Source organism: Paenibacillus aceris (assembly GCF_017874035.1).
Classification (GTDB): Bacteria; Bacillota; Bacilli; order Paenibacillales; family NBRC-103111; genus Paenibacillus_E; species Paenibacillus_E aceris.
Map to the genome: position 1 here is coordinate 169,902 of NZ_JAGGKV010000004.1, position 18,230 is coordinate 188,131.

Annotated in this window: 12 protein-coding genes and 1 pseudogene; 3 read left to right on the forward strand and 10 right to left on the reverse strand. The window is 48.0% G+C overall.

Annotated elements, in window-relative coordinates; genetic code table 11:
• Window positions 1–11: 11 nt before the first annotated feature.
• From J2Z65_RS09865 to J2Z65_RS09885, 5 genes are all read right to left on the reverse strand, one after another.
• Complete coding sequence (locus tag J2Z65_RS09865; protein WP_167064981.1) at window positions 12–1,034, reverse strand: ABC transporter permease; 1,023 nt, start codon at window positions 1,032–1,034, stop codon at window positions 12–14.
• Window positions 1,009–2,538 carry a sugar ABC transporter ATP-binding protein gene (locus J2Z65_RS09870; RefSeq protein WP_167064985.1) on the reverse strand — a complete coding sequence of 510 codons (1,530 nt, stop codon included), beginning with the start codon at window positions 2,536–2,538 and terminating at the stop codon, window positions 1,009–1,011. Before J2Z65_RS09870 ends, J2Z65_RS09865 begins: the two co-directional genes overlap by 26 nt.
• Window positions 2,539–3,062: 524 nt before the next feature.
• Window positions 3,063–8,378, reverse strand: a complete 5,316-nt coding sequence (locus J2Z65_RS09875; protein WP_167064988.1) for a GH116 family glycosyl-hydrolase — start codon at window positions 8,376–8,378, stop codon at window positions 3,063–3,065.
• Between the two features lie 628 nt (window positions 8,379–9,006).
• Window positions 9,007–10,221: an MFS transporter gene (locus J2Z65_RS09880; RefSeq protein WP_420850867.1), complete on the reverse strand. Its 1,215-nt coding sequence runs from the start codon at window positions 10,219–10,221 to the stop codon at window positions 9,007–9,009.
• Window positions 10,222–10,290: 69 nt separating this feature from the next.
• The gene (locus J2Z65_RS09885) at window positions 10,291–11,436 is read right to left on the reverse strand and encodes a glycosyltransferase WbsX family protein (protein WP_167064994.1); all 1,146 of its coding nucleotides are present in this window, start codon (window positions 11,434–11,436) and stop codon (window positions 10,291–10,293) included.
• 138 nt (window positions 11,437–11,574) lie between these two features.
• Here J2Z65_RS09885 and J2Z65_RS09890 point away from each other — a divergent pair, with 138 nt between their 5' ends.
• Both J2Z65_RS09890 and J2Z65_RS09895 read left to right on the forward strand, forming a co-directional pair.
• Window positions 11,575–12,072 carry an AraC family ligand binding domain-containing protein gene (locus tag J2Z65_RS09890; protein WP_167064997.1) on the forward strand — a complete coding sequence of 166 codons (498 nt, stop codon included), beginning with the start codon at window positions 11,575–11,577 and terminating at the stop codon, window positions 12,070–12,072.
• A complete protein-coding gene (locus J2Z65_RS09895; RefSeq protein WP_167065000.1) occupies window positions 12,063–12,518 on the forward strand; it encodes a helix-turn-helix domain-containing protein in 456 nt (151 codons plus the stop codon). The genes J2Z65_RS09890 and J2Z65_RS09895 overlap by 10 nt, the downstream gene beginning before the upstream one ends.
• 92 nt (window positions 12,519–12,610) lie before the next feature.
• On the opposite strand, the gene J2Z65_RS09900 is transcribed toward J2Z65_RS09895, so the two are convergent.
• The 3 genes from J2Z65_RS09900 to J2Z65_RS09910 form a co-directional block, all read right to left on the reverse strand.
• Window positions 12,611–13,444 (reverse strand): beta propeller repeat protein, encoded by an 834-nt coding sequence (locus tag J2Z65_RS09900; protein WP_167065003.1) that lies wholly within the window; start codon window positions 13,442–13,444, stop codon window positions 12,611–12,613.
• Between the two features lie 15 nt (window positions 13,445–13,459).
• Window positions 13,460–14,161, reverse strand: a complete 702-nt coding sequence (locus J2Z65_RS09905; RefSeq protein ID WP_167065006.1) for a hypothetical protein — start codon at window positions 14,159–14,161, stop codon at window positions 13,460–13,462.
• Window positions 14,162–14,344: 183 nt separating this feature from the next.
• The gene (locus J2Z65_RS09910) at window positions 14,345–14,809 is read right to left on the reverse strand and encodes an SRPBCC family protein (RefSeq protein WP_167065009.1); all 465 of its coding nucleotides are present in this window, start codon (window positions 14,807–14,809) and stop codon (window positions 14,345–14,347) included.
• A 77-nt stretch (window positions 14,810–14,886) separates the two neighbouring features.
• On the opposite strand from J2Z65_RS09910, the gene J2Z65_RS09915 reads away from it, so the two are divergent.
• On the forward strand, window positions 14,887–15,258 hold the full coding sequence (locus J2Z65_RS09915) for a winged helix-turn-helix transcriptional regulator (protein WP_167065012.1): 372 nt from the start codon (window positions 14,887–14,889) through the stop codon (window positions 15,256–15,258).
• On the opposite strand, the pseudogene J2Z65_RS09920 reads toward J2Z65_RS09915, so the two are convergent.
• Window positions 15,255–16,177, reverse strand: a pseudogene (locus J2Z65_RS09920) (alpha/beta hydrolase). The gene J2Z65_RS09915 and the pseudogene J2Z65_RS09920 sit on opposite strands and share 4 nt — an antisense overlap.
• Window positions 16,178–16,469: 292 nt before the next feature.
• Window positions 16,470–18,206, reverse strand: a complete 1,737-nt coding sequence (locus tag J2Z65_RS09925; protein WP_167065015.1) for an AAA family ATPase — start codon at window positions 18,204–18,206, stop codon at window positions 16,470–16,472.
• Window positions 18,207–18,230 lie beyond the last annotated feature (24 nt).

Consider the following 18,230-nt stretch of genomic DNA (forward strand, 5'->3'; position numbering starts at 1 on the left):
TAGTATTTAGATTATTTCTGTTTCTGTAGGACCACAGCAATAATGATAATAAGTCCTTTCACGACGAGTTGGAGATTCGTGTTCACATTCTTAAGTCCCAGCATGTTATCGAGAACACCAAGGATCAAAGCGCCTATAATCGTTCCAATGATGGTTCCTTTCCCTCCGGCCAAACTCGTGCCGCCAATAGCAACAGCAGCGATCGCATTGAGTTCATAACCAATCCCGTCATTTGGGCTGCCTTGACTGACTTGTGCTGCATGAATCGTTCCAGCAACTGCAGACAGCACGCCTGCTAGAACATAAATCAGGATTTTGATACGGTTTATTTTAATCCCGGAAAGATGTGCCGCCGTTTCGTTGCCGCCAATCGCGTATACATGCCTTCCGAATTTCGTAAATTTCAGCATGATGATGAAAATGATGCCCAAGAGAAGGAAGCAAACGGCAGGGACCGGAATGCCTCCAATTCGTTCTCCAAGGACGCTGAAAGTACTGGGGGCTGACTCTGCGCCATCGCCATAAGCAATTGGAATCCCGATACCTCCTGACCAGAATCGTGCAAGTCCGCGGGCGATACTCATTGAAGCTAGCGTAACAATGAACGCTTGGATACCTAGCTTCGTAGACACCATACCGTTAAAAGCTCCAAAAGCTGCGCCTAGCACCAATACAATGACGATCGTCTCCAGCATGCCCATAGAGCGATGCATCATCAGATCGGCGGCGGCTGTTGCGGTTAAACCAAGAATCGCGCCAACGGATAGATCAATACCGCCTATCAGAATGACCAGCGTCATACCGATAGCCATAATGCCATTCTCTGAAATCGAGCGAACGACATTAGCCAGATTCGTTGGCGCAAGGAATAAATTCTCTCCATCTCTCGTACAGATGATTGACGCTACACCAAGAACTAATAGGAGTCCGAATAAGCTTTGAAATCGAATGAGAAAGCTAAATATTTGATTTTTCTGCAAGTATTCCGATTGCCTGAATGCCTGTGATTTAAATAATGTTTTGGGCGCTGTCATGTGAAGACGTTACCTCCCTTTCCGTTGCCGCTTTCAGCAACTTCTCTTCCGTTGCCTCCGCCCGCATGAATTCGCCAGTGATTCTACCTTCGCAAATCGTGAGAATACGATCCGATAATCCGAGTATCTCCGGCATATCCGAGGAAATGAGCAGAATCCCCATCCCACTGCGAGCCAATTGGTGAATGACTTCGTAAATTTCTGCCTTTGCATTGACATCTATTCCCCGTGTAGGTTCATCCAGGAGCAGTATCATCGGCTTCGAAAGCAGCCATTTACCGATAATGACTTTTTGTTGATTTCCTCCGCTTAGCTGTTTAGCCTGTGTCGCATAGCTGGGCGCTTTAATGCTTAACGAACGAATTTGCTCGTCCCAGACGACTTTTTCTTGCTTCGTCATCATAAAAGTCAACCGGCTAAATTTATCGAGTAAAGGTAGCGACATATTTTCCCCAATCGAGCGTCCTAGCACCAGCCCCTGCCCTTTACGATCTTCCGTTAAGAAAGCCAGGCCTTTATCAATAGCATCCCTTGGATTTTTAATCATCACTTGTTGTTGATGGATATACACATTGCCAGTGCATCTCCTTACATGCAGGCCGAACAAGCATTCAAACAGTTCGGATCGACCCGCTCCCAACAACCCGGAAATGCCTAATATTTCACCTTGATGTAAAGTGAGGGATACCTCTTTCAGCTTCCTTTTGCCATTTGTAATAGGTGGATGGAAAGATAGGTTCTCTACGCGGAGTACTTCTTTCCCCTTACGAAAATCTCTGTGCGGGAAAAGCTCAGCGAACGATCTGCCTACCATCATGCGCACTAGTTCATTGTGATTCGTTTCGACCGTAGCAACCGCGCCTACGAAACTCCCGTCTCTTAACACAACCACTCGATCAGAAAGCTCAAAAATTTCTTCCATTCGGTGAGTGATGTAAATGATGGATACCCCTTTGGCAGACAGCTGCTTCACAACCTGAAACAGTTTCTCAGTTTCATGCTTGCTAAGCGCTGTTGTCGGTTCGTCCATGATTAAAATTTTTGCATCAAGCGATAAAGCTTTAGCAATTTCCACAAGCTGCTGCTCGCCAATTCGAAGTCGTTTGACCTGCTGCTGCGGCGGGACAGTGAGATCTAGAATTTTCATGTAGGTTTGCGCTTTTGCATTCATCATCTTGTAGTCAATGAAGCCGAAGTGATTTCGCTCTTCCCTGCCCAAGAAGATGTTCTCAGCTACGGTTAATTCCGGCACTAGCTGTAGTTCCTGGTGAATTTTCACAACGCCGTGTTTGCTTGCAACCGTCGGCGAACTGATTTGAACGGGTTGGCCGTTTATCCGGATCTCACCTTCGTAGTTGGATGTTGCTCCGCATAAGATGTTCATTAATGTAGATTTCCCCGCACCATTTTCGCCTAATAAGGCCATAACTTCTCCATGGTGAAGCTCCAAGTCTACCTCTTTAAGCGCTTTGACCATGCCAAACGTTTTTGAAATTTGATTCATCTGTAAAATGGTTGCTCTTCGTATGTTACTCCCCCCTCGCTCATGTTCTATTAAAAAAATACCATGCAGGGAGGTATGAAGTATTTAGAATAAAATGTAATAGTTTACAATTTTACACACAATTATTATGAGGGAACGTCAGGGCGCTATTTAGGCAAAAAACGGCGATTCGCTTCATTGAGAGGAACTACAGGGCCTTATTTAAGCAAAATGGGCTAGTTTCCCGTTTAATTTACGAAATAGCGTCCCTTAGTTCCCCATTACTCGCACAAGGGACCCCTTTCGCTGAAATAGCGCCCTCTTGTTCCTTTATTCCATCGTGCGCAGCACCGTCAAAAATAAACGGCCTCGTCATCCCCATATAGCAACCAAGGATAAACGACCTCGTCGTCCTTTTAGTACGAGCGCGTTTGTCAAGGTAGAGCAGAACAAAAGTAAAAAACTTATACTTTCTTATCTACTTAAAGAGACACGAACTTAAACAAAGTTCATTTAAGCTCGTGTCCTGTTTACCAATGAATACCTTACTCTAAAATTCTCAAAGCAATTGCTGCGAGGTCGGTTAGATCAATTTTGCCATCGCCATTCACGTCTGCGGCTTTAATTTGATCCCAATCCGCACTGCTATCCTTCGATTTACCGTAGTTAGCAGCTACCATTGCCAAATCGCCGATACTTACTTTGTTGTCGCCATTCAGGTCTCCCTGCATTGGCAGAACAGCCGAAGCGTTGAATGCTTGTATCGCTGCGTCTAAATCTGCTGCTGCCTGATCTACTTGCAGTTGTGTAGCATCAGAGTCGTTAACTACGGCCTTGGCTTTGTCGATTGCAGCCTGCAGCGTTGCTTTGGATCCAACTGGATATTGACCGGCATTCGTGCCTTCAACAGCCGCATCATGTTTCGTTTGCGCATCTGCAATCAAGGTGCTCAGTGCTGTTTTGTCTACAGAAACTGCCAATTGAATTTGAATATTGCGGGTGTCACCTGACAATTGTGTTTCAGTACCCTGCCCGTCAGCAACGGTTACATTCGACAACGTTAAAGTCGCTGTTGTTGACTGCAGCATCGGTTTAGCTTTCCAGTGAATGACCATTAATTCACCGTTCGCATTTGCAGCGGTTTGCCCTACACTTGCCGCAACGATTCGAACTTGACCCGGCTTATCCGCTTTGTTCACAATCATGAATCCGTCTTTCAAAGATTCAGCAGAAACAAATTCCAGCTTTTCCGGATCATAGGTTATCGTAAGGTCTTGAGCAAACACATTTTGCGTCAAGCCTCTCAATCCATAAGTCTCTGTAAAAGATTGCCCAGCCAACACAGAACTCGTGCCAGTCAGAGTTGCCCCTGGACCCGCAGGTACCTCTGTTTGTCCGCTAATCGTAATCGTAGCATCTCCATGTACCCCGGAGCCGCCATTTGCGGTTGCCACGACTTTAACAGAGCCGTTCTTTTGTGCCGTCAATACACCGTCAGCACGAATGACAGCCAAATCAGTCGGCGCGTTATCGATACCGTAAACAGCCCAAGTAACGGACTTGTCAGCCGCATCAGCAGGTTCGACCGCAGCATGCATTTGCAAAGTGCCACCATCTGCTGTAATCGTTGTTGCGCCATTTTCCCCAGTGACCGTAACTCCTGTTACTCCAGCGCCGGACTGCAGCGTGATCTGGTCACCTGCGGATAAGGTCACGGTTTGAGGCAGGGTCGCAGTAGCCGTAGTCCCACTCAAGGTTACAGCAGCATCTGCAACTTGTTGACCGTTAACGATAACTGACCAACCAGATGTAGATGTATCGGCAGGCACAGAAACCGAGAATGTCTTCAAATCCAATGTTCCGGACGCGATATTGATGGTATCAATCTGTCCGCCATTATCCTTCTTCTGGCTAAATGTGCCGTATCCGTTTGCAGCTGTGAAGAACGATTTGTGATCGTTCGGCTGCCAGGTTGGAGCAAAGCCGATAGCTTGATGCGGAGCATCATAGTTGAAACCTTGCAGGGCGAGCAGCAAGGACCATGAAGACAATGTACGCCCGTACCATTGACCGCATTCGTCATCGCCGAATGGATTGCCGCTGCCGTCGCCGATTCCGCAGCCGCCGAAACTCATATACGGCTGATTTCTGAGTCGGCCATCGTAACGATTGGAAGCAGCGTTTACGACAGTAAGACCCTCGTTAAGCAGTCCGCGCTGAATCATAGCTGCAGCTGCTGAGTACTCAAATCCAGACATGACCTCATCGAAGTACATGATGCTGTTCGACGGTCTATCATTACCAGGCCATGTTGACATCACCAGTCCAGCGTCGGTTGGCTCGACGTAAGTGCGATACTGGTGGGTAAAATTAATGAAATTATCATAGTAATTATTCTTGAAGAGGTTTTTGAGCGCTAGTGTCATATGCTCCGAATCATAAATGTCGCCAAGCCCCAATTGCGTGGACCACCATTGGCCCAGCAGCATGTCGATTTCAGAGCCATTACCGATAAAATTGGTGGCTCCTCCTCCGCTTTGCGCTTTTTCAGCATAATACTGACCGTTCCACAGCATATTTTCTTGGTTCGTCTTTCCTTGGCTATAGATAGCGTCGTATTTGTCTGCTGCAGCTGTATCACCTGCGGCTTTTGCCAAATGCGCCGACGCATTCACAGCAGCAAGGTACATCGAGCCAAGCCAAGAGTTCATTGTAGGCGAACCCGCATCAAGCGTAGTCAAAGCTCCGCCTTTCAGGATTCCGTTCCCGTTAGGATCATGGTGGGTAATGACATAATCCATAGCTCCCTTAATTTTTGGCCAATAAGTGCTTAACCAGCTTGTATCCGGAGATTGCAGATAGTCACGGTAAGCTGAAAGAATAACGCCAGTTTGGCCATCGAAAGCGAACGTATCGTTATTGTAGCGATAAGGTAGCAAGCCATCCTGTTTTTCCGCATCTAACCATTGTTGGTCGAACATTTGTCCAAGCTGAGGCCAGAGTCTGGCATGCGCCTGTGCATAGTGCCATACGTGATTTGGCATATTGCTGCAGCAGCCGTAGCCTTCCCATCCGCCGAAGAAGCCGTTTTTAGCCCAGAACACCGTCGGCGTGTGAAGCAAAGCCGTAGCGGAAGTAAGGCGGTCAAGTACGTATTGCGGGAGGTTCGAGCTGTACATCGTATCGTGGTAAAGCTCTGTCTGTGATTGCAGACTCGTCAGATTGGCAGCTACGTACTGATCGACGTCAGACGCGTTACTCCACCAATTCGTATACTGCATGCCTTCCCCACCGAAACCGCGCGTTGGGTTCTGAGGGAAGTACCAGCTTAGAACGACCTTCACCTGTTTGGTTTCGCCCGGTGCAAGCGTTAAACTGGACGTCAAAGCACCATCGACAGTCGTTCCAGCTTGTGGACTGGAGGCACTGGTAGCACCTGTTACACTGCCGCTTGCAAACGCGGTTTGCAGCGCGTCAAGCGTATTCCAGGAAGCCGTGCCGCCGGTTTGCGGCCCAAGGACAGACAATGTCATACTGCCTTTACTGCCAGTCATTTGCAGATGCGACGCCTCGCTGCCGATTTGCAGCGTATTGCTGTTGCTGCCATAGCCGCTGAAGTCACGTTTGTTCGTCCCCGTGATCGAACCTATGCCATCGAAACCGACGGCATTTTGCTGCGATGCCAGAAGCGATACATTCACTTCACTTGAAGATGGATTCTTAAATGTCATTGTATAAATCGCTGTTGGAATGGCCGAATCCTTCATGTTCCCCGGAATCATTGGATTGAACACGTCTTGCGTGATTTCAATTGGCATCTGATCATCTTGAAAGTTATAGCGTCCCATCGGATATTCGCCTTGGAACGTAAGCGATTTCATCGCATTAAATGCTCCTACTGCCGTCGTTTGTAGAGCGCGCACGATCGGCTGGCCTCCCTGCGACTGGGCGCGTACAGCAAAGAAACTGTTCGGTACGATACCTGTTGTGCGACTACGGAACGTATCGTCACTATTGAATATCCATGCTTCGCTGCGCTCGCCCGTACCGAAGTGCCGGATACCGCCCGCACCGATCGGCCCAACCGGGAATTCAATAGCCGTAAGCTGTGTCCCCGAATAGGTTACTGTATTTCCTCGTGCGTAAATATCTTGGGCAGGACGGTAAAAGGCGATAACAGAGGCAGGACTTGACTCCGACCCATCGGCTCCTACGGTTGTAACACGATAGTAATAAGTCGCATCAGCTGGCACTGTCGTATCGTGGAAGGAAGTTTCCGTTAACACGGCATTATTCAGCTTGGTGAAATTTTTATCGGAATCAGTAGATCGGTAGATGTTGTAACCCGTTACTTGGGATTCCGTAACCGGCTGCCAAGCCAAAGCATAGTCTGAACTGCTGTTCCGTGTAAATTTCAGATCTTTTGGCGCAGCTGGTACATTTACGAATACATCGTCTAGCGTAATATGACCCCAGCTCGAATTGGCGCTATCAACCATTTTGAAGAAAATCTTTTGACCGATAAACGCCGACAAATCAAGTGTACGCAGTTGCATAGTCTCAGCGTTACTGCCGGCCAACTTGCCAACTTCACGGCAACTGTTGGACTGCGACGTATCGACGGTGCAAGCCGCAACGTAAGTGTTAGCCCCGTTCCCGCCCCCGACAAGCATCGAAACCTGCGGACGCGTGAGCGTAACCTGTGGGGATACGACTACCGTATTATAGGAGTCGCCGTACGTACCATTTCCTTCAAGAGTAGAAAGGAAAAACTTGCCTTCTTTATTATACGGAGTGTCTTTGGCGTTATGAAAAAACACATTGCTTGCAAGAATAGGGATATTCGACGGGTTGGATACCGCATTCCAACCTTCAAGTGTTCCGCTTTCGAAGCCCCAGTGGGTGCCATTTTGCCCGACTTGGGCCCCGGCAGTAACGATCGAATTGTCCAAATGAAACACGTTGGATTTCATCGTTTGTTCTGCGCCTGTTGTATCCTTAAACCTAATGTAAAGGTACCAGTCACCGTCAACACCGCTTTGTGAGATCAGTTCGCCGTTAACAAAAGAGGTCCAAGTCGCCCCATCAGGCGTCGTGCTGTTCTTCGACCATTGATATTTCAAGGTCGATGTATCCGCACCGATCACTGTTGCAACTGTCGAAACGCTTCGCACGGCAGTGTCATTGCCATTCAAGCTGAAATTCACTCTCGTTGAAGGAGGGGTATTATCATAAGCAGCTACATTATCGAATTGAACCGTGCCCCCGAATGTACCAAGTCCGAACTGACCGGATGTGAACGATGTATCGTTGACATCAATGATTGGTGTTGCTGCATTGTTGAAGTATATTTTGATATTACTGCCGGAAGTTACAACTTTTAAATGATAGGTCTGCCCCATGGTCAAGGATTGATTGACACTCTGTATAGGCGCATACACAGAATTCGTGAATTTTAATAATTTAACTACGCTCGTAGTGCCCGTTGAATCAAGTGTTACCGCATACGTATTCGTTCCCGTGCTGTTGCTTCTAAAATACAAATGTCCTGCCGATTTAGCTGTAACAAGCCTGAGATCCGCTTCATAGGTGAAGTCGGTTCCTGTAATCCCCTGTCTCAGGGTCAATCCATCTCCTGTAGAAACACCTTGTGCCGCCGTTCCCGCATTCGTCCATGTTCCTTTGACCGTACTCCAATTCGTCAACGTACCTGCGTTAAAGTCATCGCTAAAAATTGCACTTGGCGAATCGGCTGCAGCAGCAGCTTGCACCAACCCTTGGGGAAGGACAACAGCACTCATCGTAGATAATATAACGGAACAAGATAAACATAAACTAACAAACTTCTTTCTGAGCCTCAAAGGAATTCCTCCTACAGATTTAATGACAAAAGATAAAAAGTAAGCGGTTGCATTACGTTCTGTACAATCTCGGTTGAGAACCTATTCCAATGCCGTTCACTCTGCTAAAAGCCAATGATGAGGTCAATCTGTTACTTTGGGCCATCTTGAATCTTCAACTGCAAAAATAGCGCGTTTTCCGCCTCCCTCCTTGATAAGGACTATGTATCTATTGTAGTAAGATCCGTTGTCAATGTATTTACAAAAACACGTACTGTCTTTCAATTTTCTACACTCGTTATAGGAAATACGAAAGAAAATAAACGGTTGACTTACAAGTCGATAGACCACCTACGTTCACGTGCACGAATTTAACAAAAAAAATCAATCAGCCTCCACTTTTGGTTACGGGCATCCCCCTTGTCACAGTTCCTGCATCTACCAGGCACATGTTCACGGATCTCCAATAACGTCAACGTTCACGTGAACGTAATCATCTTAACAAATGCCCTAAATTCTGTAAACGTTAAATTTGAAATATTTTATCGCGCAAACTCGTGGGATACGAATTTCCATTCACAAATGCCAAATAAGGCTGCTGTTCAGCAGCCCTATTACGCCATCTAACGGCTTTCATCCCTATTCTCATTTACGATGTGCTTGGTTCATTCTGCTTCCTGCGGAGCCAAACAACGAGTCCGAACACGACGACAGTCGCCATCGACAACCAGGAGCTGTACAGAAAAACTTGTCTCATGCCGTAAGCCGCACTCATAATTCCACCTAAGAAACTGCCGATAATGCGGGCGGCTCCCAGACTGAGCAAGCCATTCAGCGTTTGCCCGCTCGCTTTCCATTCCGGAGGCACTTCACGATTGATGAAGGTTGCCAGCGTGACGGATAATACGATGAAAATGACACCGTGCAGCAGCTGTGCCGGTAATATCCAATGAGGCTGGTCAATGACGGAAAACAAGAACCAACGGATAGAAGAGCCGAGCGCTGCAATAATCAATAGCATCGAAATCGAAATGCGCTTGAAAATCCAGCCGGAAAACAGCAGGAACGGCAGCTCGCTCATCGAGGATATGACCATGGACCAGCCAAGCATCAAACTGTCGGCACCCATTTCCTTGAAGAATATTGGGAAAAAAGCATAATAATAACCTAACGTGACTTGGACAATAAAATTAATACCCAGATAAAACATCAGCTTCCCATTACGGAACAGCTCGCGGAATTTTTTCCCTGTGACGTTAGACGGCCGGCTAGCCGCTTGCGGAAAGCACCAAAGGAGCAGCAGTGCCGCAACCATCGTTCCTGCGTAGACGGGGAACATAGAATTAATATGCGATTTGGCGACGATGCCGAAAACAAGCGACATAGTGGCGAAACCTATCGTGCCTCCAAGACGAATCCAACCAAAGTTCCATTTGGGACGCCTGTCCAGCTCTTCCAATGTTATCGCATCGCTGAGCGCAAATATGGACGTTTGAAAAAACATAAACACACAGATCAACACAAGTAAGTAAATGAACTGATGCGATACCGGGAAGAACATAATCGAAACTCCGCTGCCTATTAAAAGCAAGCTTAGCACGCTATTTTTCGTCTTTGCACGATCGCCAAATGCTCCCCAGATCGGTTGACCCAGCATGGCAATGAGCGGTCCAAGACTTAGAAGCATTCCTATTTGCTCTTGGGAAAACTTGATATTATACAGGTATACCGGTAAAAATGTGCCATACACCGCATTCCCCATATAAATGACGGCATAAAATAACATAAATGCGTAGAGTCTCGTTGTCAGCCCCTTCTTTCCTTCTTGAAATGATAAAAGCCAGTCCCCATGATGAAGGACCAGCTCCGACTTTAGGTTATTAAAAATGTACGACAAGTACCGTTAGCGTTCAAGCATTTTTTTCGTACATGTTCAATCTTCCTCTGATGGCTTCCTGCCGAACACATCCCGAATCGCATCCAAATAGGCTGTTCCGCTGCATGTATCAGGCTCCAGATAGCTGCCCTCCGTCCACTCGTTCCATGCATTGATTGTAAAAATGGGAGGATTCGTCATGCCGCGGTCCAGAAACTCTTTGACCCCTTCCAAGGCAAGTTTAAACTCCTTCGGTGTATTTCCGGCAAGGGTGGCTATGTAGGGATACCCCAAATCCTCGAAAGTTTCCGACTGCACCGTTCGCGGTGAGGAATCCCATCCCATCGTCACATTCGGGTAATAGGGCAGCTTATATTCGGCTGTGAATTTCTCATAATCAAGCAGCGAGCGCTCCCGAATTGCCGCATAATCCGTTTCCGGAAATTGCTCCAGAGGCTGGTGATGAATCCACACATACGACGATATGCTGTCCAGACCAAGCTGCTCCAACACCTCATTGATATTTGTAATCTTCTGCTCGGTAGGGAGAATTTGCAGCCCCCATACAACAATATTTAAATGCAGCTCACCTAGTCCGGCGGCCCGCACTCTCTCTCGGAATGCTTGTAAGATACGTGCCGTTTCTTCAATTCCGCCTAATCCGCGAATCAGGCTGTGAATCTCGTAAAACGAGACATATAGCCCTCCATTTACGCGCCAATAGGAATCGTGTGTGAAATAGTTGCGGATCATATGTTCAGTTGCATCTATAAAGCCTTTCTCGCTGATCTTGCCCTCGGACAGAACATGATAAGGTCTGCTGCGCTGAGCAGGATGAATGTCGATCCAATCGTGATTGGCCCACATAATTGCAAATTTCAGCCGATCATGATTGGGGGCTTGCAGGAATCCCTCCTCCAGCGCGCGCTGCAAGAATGGACCATCCTCGTACCAATACCAGTCAAATATGAAAGCAGTTAAGCCATGATCGGCGGCGGCGGCAATTTTGCGGGCCATGACTGCCGGATCGGCTTCGTCTTCGTAGCCCCATAAGGGAACTTTTGGCTGCTGATGACCAGGAAATTTAGGTTCCGCACGCCTCACGAGCTCCCATTCCGTCCACCCTTCTCCATGCCACGCATCATTTCGCTTATCTCGATGATAATTTGGGAAATAGTAGGCTGCTGCTTCATAAAATGCCATCTCATTTTTCACCTCTTATACAGTTCGACAGTTTCATACCCTGCTTATATTGTATAATTGGAACAGCCTTGTAACCACTTACAAAACAGACATGAATCCCCCCATTTCGGACATAATCCCAAGAGGAGAGTTAGCGACATGCTAAGAAAGCTAGGGTTTTACTCTGCCGCTGAATACATGCACGATAACGATTTTCTTTATGTAAATAAAGTAAAAGAAACGCAATGGCTGCTCGAACATGTCCATGATTTTATTGAAATTGTCCTTGTGCTTGACGGCAAAGGGCTTCAATATATCGATGGGACACCCATGCGCGTCCAAGAGGGAGATGTGTACGTCCTGCCCGTCGGTGTTTCCCATGTCTTCCGTCCCTCGACGGCCAAAAGTGCTGCTCCTCTGATCGTCCGCAATCTGATGATTCGTGCGGAATGGCTGGAACAGATAAAGCATTGTCTTCCTGACTTTGCCATGAAGCAATTTGCTGATTGGTTGATGGGCAAGGGGGATGACCCGCAGCGCCGTTGGTCCAAAGCAGCTGATCACCTAGGCGCAATCCGTAGAATCAGCGAAAGCATGCATAACATTCTTGCAAAAAGGGACGCTTCATATCTCACGCAAGCCATGGTTTGGTCTTAGAACTGCTCGTTTTATTCAACCAATTATTCAATCCATCCACCGAATCACCGGTCCCGGCATTCGAGCATGCCAGCGAAATTGACAGAGACTTGCCGCCTATTCCTCCAACAAGAAGTTCTGGCAGTAATGTTGAACAGCTTCTGGACTATCTTACACATACGCTGCCGGATGATTTTACGTTAACTGCGCTATCAGAGAAGTTCCAGCTTAGCGAGCGCCAAATTCTGCGCCTATGCCACCGCCACCTTGGCACGAGCTATATGCGCTTCGTACAAAAACAGAGAATTACGCATAGCTGCCGCCTTCTCGCCTCCTCGCAATTAAAAATTTATGAAGTGATGCAAGCTTCAGGCTTTCAAAGTGCGGATTATTTTAACCGGCTGTTCAAAAGGCATACAGGCCTGACACCAAGCGCCTACCGCAAACTCCTCATCAACAAGCAATGAAGAATCCCCCTGCCAACTGAAACGTTGAGAGGGGGACTTTAGGTAAGTATTCGCTGTGCTGCTGCCGCAGCCGCCAGATGACGATACCGTAATTATAATATGGTCTGAAATGCCGTTTTGTGTTCGTTCTTATATTTTATGCCTGCTTGCAGCGTGGAGATCAGCATTAAATCTCTCCAAATCAGCAGATCGGTCACCTCAGCTTGCACATTGTAGGAATGGAGAAGCATTCGCCCGTTCAAATCAAATAGCTTATAAACCCCTGTATTGGCGCACACATACACATCTCCGTGATGCGAGATTAACCGGTTCAAATGCATCCCTTCAAAATGAATTTGATGAAAACCTCCCATTTTATTGCCAATCACCAGTCCTCCGCGTGAGGTCGTTCCTATCAGCATTTGGTTGAATACCGCCATGCTTGTCACCGCCTGATTGAGGGGAAGGTTGGACCAATCCCCTGTCAACAAATCATAGAAGGCGACGCCGTCTTCATAGCCAAGAAATAAGAAATGAGGAGTGACAAGCATATCAAACGTTTTTTTACCCTGATAGGCAAGAGGCTGCCACTCTCCTTCGCTGCCGCAAAGCAGTCCCTTGGAGGTCAGCAAGAACCGATCTCCCCAACCGATCACCCGATAGCACGGATCACTGACCGTTGTTTTCAGCCACACATCATCTTCCATCACGTATAACCCACAATTGGTAGAGGCATATAATTGAGCATCCACCCAATCCAAGCGGTGAATATGCAAATGATCAGGTAACCCTTGGGAAGCTTCCTCCCAGGAACGAAGCGGGGTGAATTGAAATACACCCTTTCCTTGTGTTCCGGCGTACAGGACGCCTTCACTCGAAGCGGTCAACGTTGTAAAGCGCAGCGGCAGCAAGTCATTGCTGGATTGCCAAAATCGATTTGTTTCCATGAAGCTCCCCCACTTTTACATGACTATTCGACCGGAACAACACGGACAGTCATCATTTTCCAAATACACTTCTTTCACAAGTTTCAAATAGTCCATGGATTTGTTTACATCCATTTCCTCCCTGTTAATCCGATATTGCTTCCCGTTCATCATATTCCACAGCTGCAAGCGTACCGGCATTTGTCCAAATGCTTTATAACAAAAGACAACGCTCATATGAAAAAACAACTGCACCGCTGCCTCGTTTTCTTCCATCATATATTTATGGATAATGAATGAATCGTTCGTTGGCTCCATGACTTGCATGATTTGAGACAAACCTAGATTAAGCCCCTCAACCCAAACATGGCTGCTCTCAAAAAGCATAAGCGGACATTCCATGGCATTCTTGCCGGTAAGCGACCAATAAAGATGCGTAAGCACATTTCGCTTAACTTCCATATAAGATTCAAGTGATTCAAACTTGCGAAATTTATTCGTCCAACGTCTCTCGAAAAGATTCGTTAAAGTAAGTCGCGTTCGGGATTTGGGCGGAAGCGAATACCAATCGTTGATCGCGTGATAAGCCGCATATTGTGTAAGCTGTCTCCAATCCGGTTCAACCGGGCTGCTTTTGCTGCCATTTTGAGAATTGCTCCGAATCCAACGCTCAAGTTGATAATCTGTCAGGACATGCATAGTTCCCATGCCCACGCCAATCTCATCTTCGTTCATCATATGTATGGGACACCCCCGAGAAGTAGACATCAAGACAATTGATAATGATTTTCAATTTCATTTGTTAATTCAAATGATAATGTTTCTCATTTAAACTGTCAAGTTATCTGTGAAAAAAGGGTATCCCCCAGCCCTTAACATGGCTTTCGGATCCCCTTTTTGTTGGCTGTCTGCTTCTTAGGTTTATCCATTTCTCAACGCATCTTCTGCCGCAGCCTTGATATAAAGGTTCCGTTGCAGCAAAAAGTCGTGCATATATGCTTCCAGAAACCATTTATCCGCTAATCTCCCCAACACGCCCAATGGTGATGTATACTCAAAGATATCTACCATCTTTGTTCCGTTCGGGACAGCAGAAAACTCATGTGTGTGCTTGAAGTGTTTGAAAGCTCCGCGAACTTGTTCATCGACAAATCGATAAGGACGTTCCATGATCGTTATTTTCGCAGTAAGCCTCTGTTTGATGCCAAAATGGATCGCTTCCCAAGTCACGGTTTGCCCCAATTCGATGAGACCGCTTGTCACGCCCGCGACTGGTTTTTCCTTCGTATGTGCGGTGGACTTAGCATGGATCTCGATGCTTCTAGCCAAATCAAAAACAATCTCAACAGGTGCGTTAATTAGCAGTTCAATCCGAATAACCGGCATATGAAGTCAACACCCTTTTCTTCTCATCGTATTCTCCATACTATCATATAACAAATCAAGGAAGGAGTATGACGACCATGGATATTCATGACTTTCCCTATGAAAATGAGTCCCCCTGCCACTATCGGCGCGCACTCGAAGTGGTTTCAAGCAAATGGACAGTCCTCGTATTCTATGAATTGGAGGATGGTAAAAAACGCTACAGCGACCTGAAAAGGCGGGTCGAAGGCGTGACACAAAAAATGCTGACCCAGACTTTACGCCAGCTGGAGAGAGACGGCTTAGTGCTGCGCCATGTTTACCCAACAGTGCCGCCAACCGTCGAGTATTCGCTAACCCCGCTAGGCGAGTCGCTGATTGAGCCAATGAGAACGCTGCATAGATGGACAGAGGCTCATTATGATCAAGTTCTGCTCGCACGTAAAGCTTTTGACCGCGATAACCCTTAAACCGTGCGCTGCTCCAACGCCCGAAGCTCACTATTAATCAACTCATACACCTCATGCCCATCCTCAAACATATCCGTCATCGCATAAAACAAGTGAATCATGCCGTTATAACGTTTCATCGTTACTTTGACGCCGCTCTCGATCAGCTTTTGACCGTAACGTTCCCCTTCGTCACGCAAAGGGTCGTACTCGGCGGCACGATGAGGGCCGGAGGAAGTCCGGCCGCATCCCCGAACAGAGGCGAAGCGAGCGGATTTATTTTGTCCGCTGCATGGTTCAAATAATGATCGGCGCAGTAGTCAAGGAGTGCGGTTTCCAGGAAATATCCTGAACCGTAAGCCAACTTGGAAGCATACTCGCCGGACCAATCTGTCAGTGGGCACAGCAGGATTTGAAAAGAGATCGCAGGCGAACCTTGCTTGTTCGCTTGCTGCGCCACCACAGCAGCCAAGTTCCCTCCGACGCTCTCGCCGGCAACAGCCATGCGATTCGGGTCCAAGCCGAGCGAAGCTCCGTGTTCATATACCCACTGCACGGCATAGATCGCTTCATCCACCGGAACTGGAAATTTGTACTCCGGAGCTAAATGATAGTCCACAGATACAACAGCGTGGCCGGTTGCTGCCGCCAACTTGCTGCACATGGGATCATAATGCGCCATGCGATTGAAAACGAAGCCCCCGCCATGGTAGAAGACGATCACCGGCAGTTCCTTCTCTTGCGACGGTCTGTAAATTCTCACGGCAAAGTCGCCATGCGGCCCGCCCAGTTGATAATCTTCCGTACGAATGTGATCATAGTGGTCCGAAATGGCATTGGCTACCACAACCTTCCGAATTTCCTCCGGAGACAATTGGTGAAGCGCCGGGAATCCCGCAATATCTTCCAGAAATTTCTTTGTTTGAATTGGCATACTCATAAGTGCCACCAGCTTTCCTCTTTGTTATCAGAAGTTGTTTTGCTCTGTAACTAAAGAATAAAACAGACTGCCAATTTATGTAAGAAGGCACTTTAAAGTGGTCTAACCACTCTAAAGTGCCTTTGTTCAACAAGCGAGAAACCAAGCTTGAATTGGCGTGCCGACAAGTATTGCTCCAGTTCTCTTTTGCGTTTCTCACTAATATTCGTGTACGAGACATCCTTCACGATTAGAAGAATAAAAAACAGCCCCAGCGGTATCAATCCTCCACTGGGACAGCTCTTTATGCCTATTATTCGGAATCCTTAGATTCCTCCTCAATTCCTTCGAGCCGTTGAGCCGAAGTCTCTTTGGCCGGCTGACTAAGTACGGGCGGTTTCACCTCAGGCAGCACCGGCCGGCTCTGACCATACAATTTCACGAAGATCTCTTCAATCTCATCTCCAGTCAGATCACCGCGCTGCAGAAGTTCTTCCGCAATGGCGTGAACGAAACCGTCGTATTCCTTGACGAGTTTCTTCACTTCGAGCATCTGAACATTCAACAGCTCGTTAATCTTAGGCCGGAGCGCCTTCAGACCCTCTGCTTGGGAGCCGATAGCGAGAAAACTGAACAGTTCATCCCCCATACCGACCATGCCCAAGTAAGCTCCTGCCAACATCGTTGCCTGCTGGAGGTCGGAGGTTACACCATTTAATTTCTTGTTCAGGAATTCCTCTTCCACAGCGCGAGCTGCCAGACAAACTTGGATTTCCGCCAAAATCTCGCTGTCGCTCCGGTTGTACCGCTCGTGCGTCGGCTTGGTCGCAGCGAGACCGAGCGCGCCGCCCCGGCGAATAATCGTCACCTTCCAGACGCGTTCATGCGGCTTTAACAAGAACTGAGCAACCGCATGGCCCGCTTCGTGGTAGGCCACATTCCGCTTCTCATCGTCTCTCATCGAGCGAAGCGGCTGTTTGAGCCCCCATTCATAGGTCTCCATTGCGGCTCGGAAGTCTTCGTAACTTGCCAGCTGAGCTCCGCGCTGGTGCGCGATCACAACAGCCTCGTTGACGATATGCTTGATTTGCGCGGGGCTGTATCCGATGGTATCGAGACCGGCAGCCTCCGGCGTCAGCGAAGTGTCCCGCTTCACTTTTTTCAAGTAATACTGGAAGATGTCTACCCGCCCGTCATAATCGGGGACATCCACCCAAAGCTGCCTGTCAAATCGACCTGGCCGCAGAAGTGCTGAGTCAAGGACGTCGGGCAAGTTCGTTGCCGCTACGGTCAATACCGCCGGCCGTTCCGCCTTTTTGCGCCGCAGCCCCAAGGAACGGAGCATCTTGGCAATTTTGGAATTGTCAATGTTCGGCGGGTCCATCTGCAAGAGCAGCTCGTTGAGCAGACCGGAGCCTCCGCCCATGCCCATCATTCCCATCATGCCTGCGCCTGCTCCGCCTTGACGACTCATGCCGATTGCATCGATCTCGTCTATGAAGATAATGCAGGCGCCATACACTCTAGCGAGCTTCCGCGCCTTCTTGAATATGCCCATCACCTTCAGATTACCTACGCCGAAGAACATATTCTGAAAGCTTGGGGCCGAAGCGTAAGCGAAAGGCACTTGCGCTTCGTTGGCAATAACCTGAGCCAAGTAAGATTTCCCGGTGCCGGGCGGGCCGCATAGCAGCAATCCACGGATCGCCTCACCACCCATCTCCTTAAACTCCTTGACCCCTTTGAGGAGGGTCACAATTCGCTTTGCATTCTCAACAATTTCGGGGTTCCCCCGATAATCGTCCCAGGTCGCGCCGGTCTCACCAGGCAATATCCAGTAGGTGCGCCCCCTGGCCAGAAACCAGAAGAGGGCTACGAATTGGATGATCATGAACAATACTGCGAATAACAACTGGAATAACAAGCTGGCAATGGTCAACGCGGCATTCCAATAGGTCGGCCCTCCTACCCACAACACCACACCGACAAAAACGAGGGCTGCTAGCCAGAGGATGAATGTACGCCACTTAATCCATTGATATCTCCTCATGGCTTCACTTCCTTTCCTGGGACC

What these genes read in the sequence shown, in the direction of transcription:
- J2Z65_RS09865 (WP_167064981.1), bottom strand. Translation starts at nt 1,034, where the DNA reads ATGACAGCGCCCAAAACATTATTTAAATCACAGGCATTCAGGCAATCG.
- J2Z65_RS09870 (WP_167064985.1), bottom strand. Translation starts at nt 2,538, where the DNA reads ATGAATCAAATTTCAAAAACGTTTGGCATGGTCAAAGCGCTTAAAGAG.
- J2Z65_RS09885 (WP_167064994.1), bottom strand. Translation starts at nt 11,436, where the DNA reads ATGGCATTTTATGAAGCAGCAGCCTACTATTTCCCAAATTATCATCGA.
- J2Z65_RS09890 (WP_167064997.1), top strand. Translation starts at nt 11,575, where the DNA reads ATGCTAAGAAAGCTAGGGTTTTACTCTGCCGCTGAATACATGCACGAT.
- J2Z65_RS09900 (WP_167065003.1), bottom strand. Translation starts at nt 13,444, where the DNA reads ATGGAAACAAATCGATTTTGGCAATCCAGCAATGACTTGCTGCCGCTG.
- J2Z65_RS09905 (WP_167065006.1), bottom strand. Translation starts at nt 14,161, where the DNA reads ATGATGAACGAAGATGAGATTGGCGTGGGCATGGGAACTATGCATGTC.
- J2Z65_RS09910 (WP_167065009.1), bottom strand. Translation starts at nt 14,809, where the DNA reads ATGCCGGTTATTCGGATTGAACTGCTAATTAACGCACCTGTTGAGATT.
- J2Z65_RS09915 (WP_167065012.1), top strand. Translation starts at nt 14,887, where the DNA reads ATGGATATTCATGACTTTCCCTATGAAAATGAGTCCCCCTGCCACTAT.
- J2Z65_RS09925 (WP_167065015.1), bottom strand. Translation starts at nt 18,206, where the DNA reads ATGAGGAGATATCAATGGATTAAGTGGCGTACATTCATCCTCTGGCTA.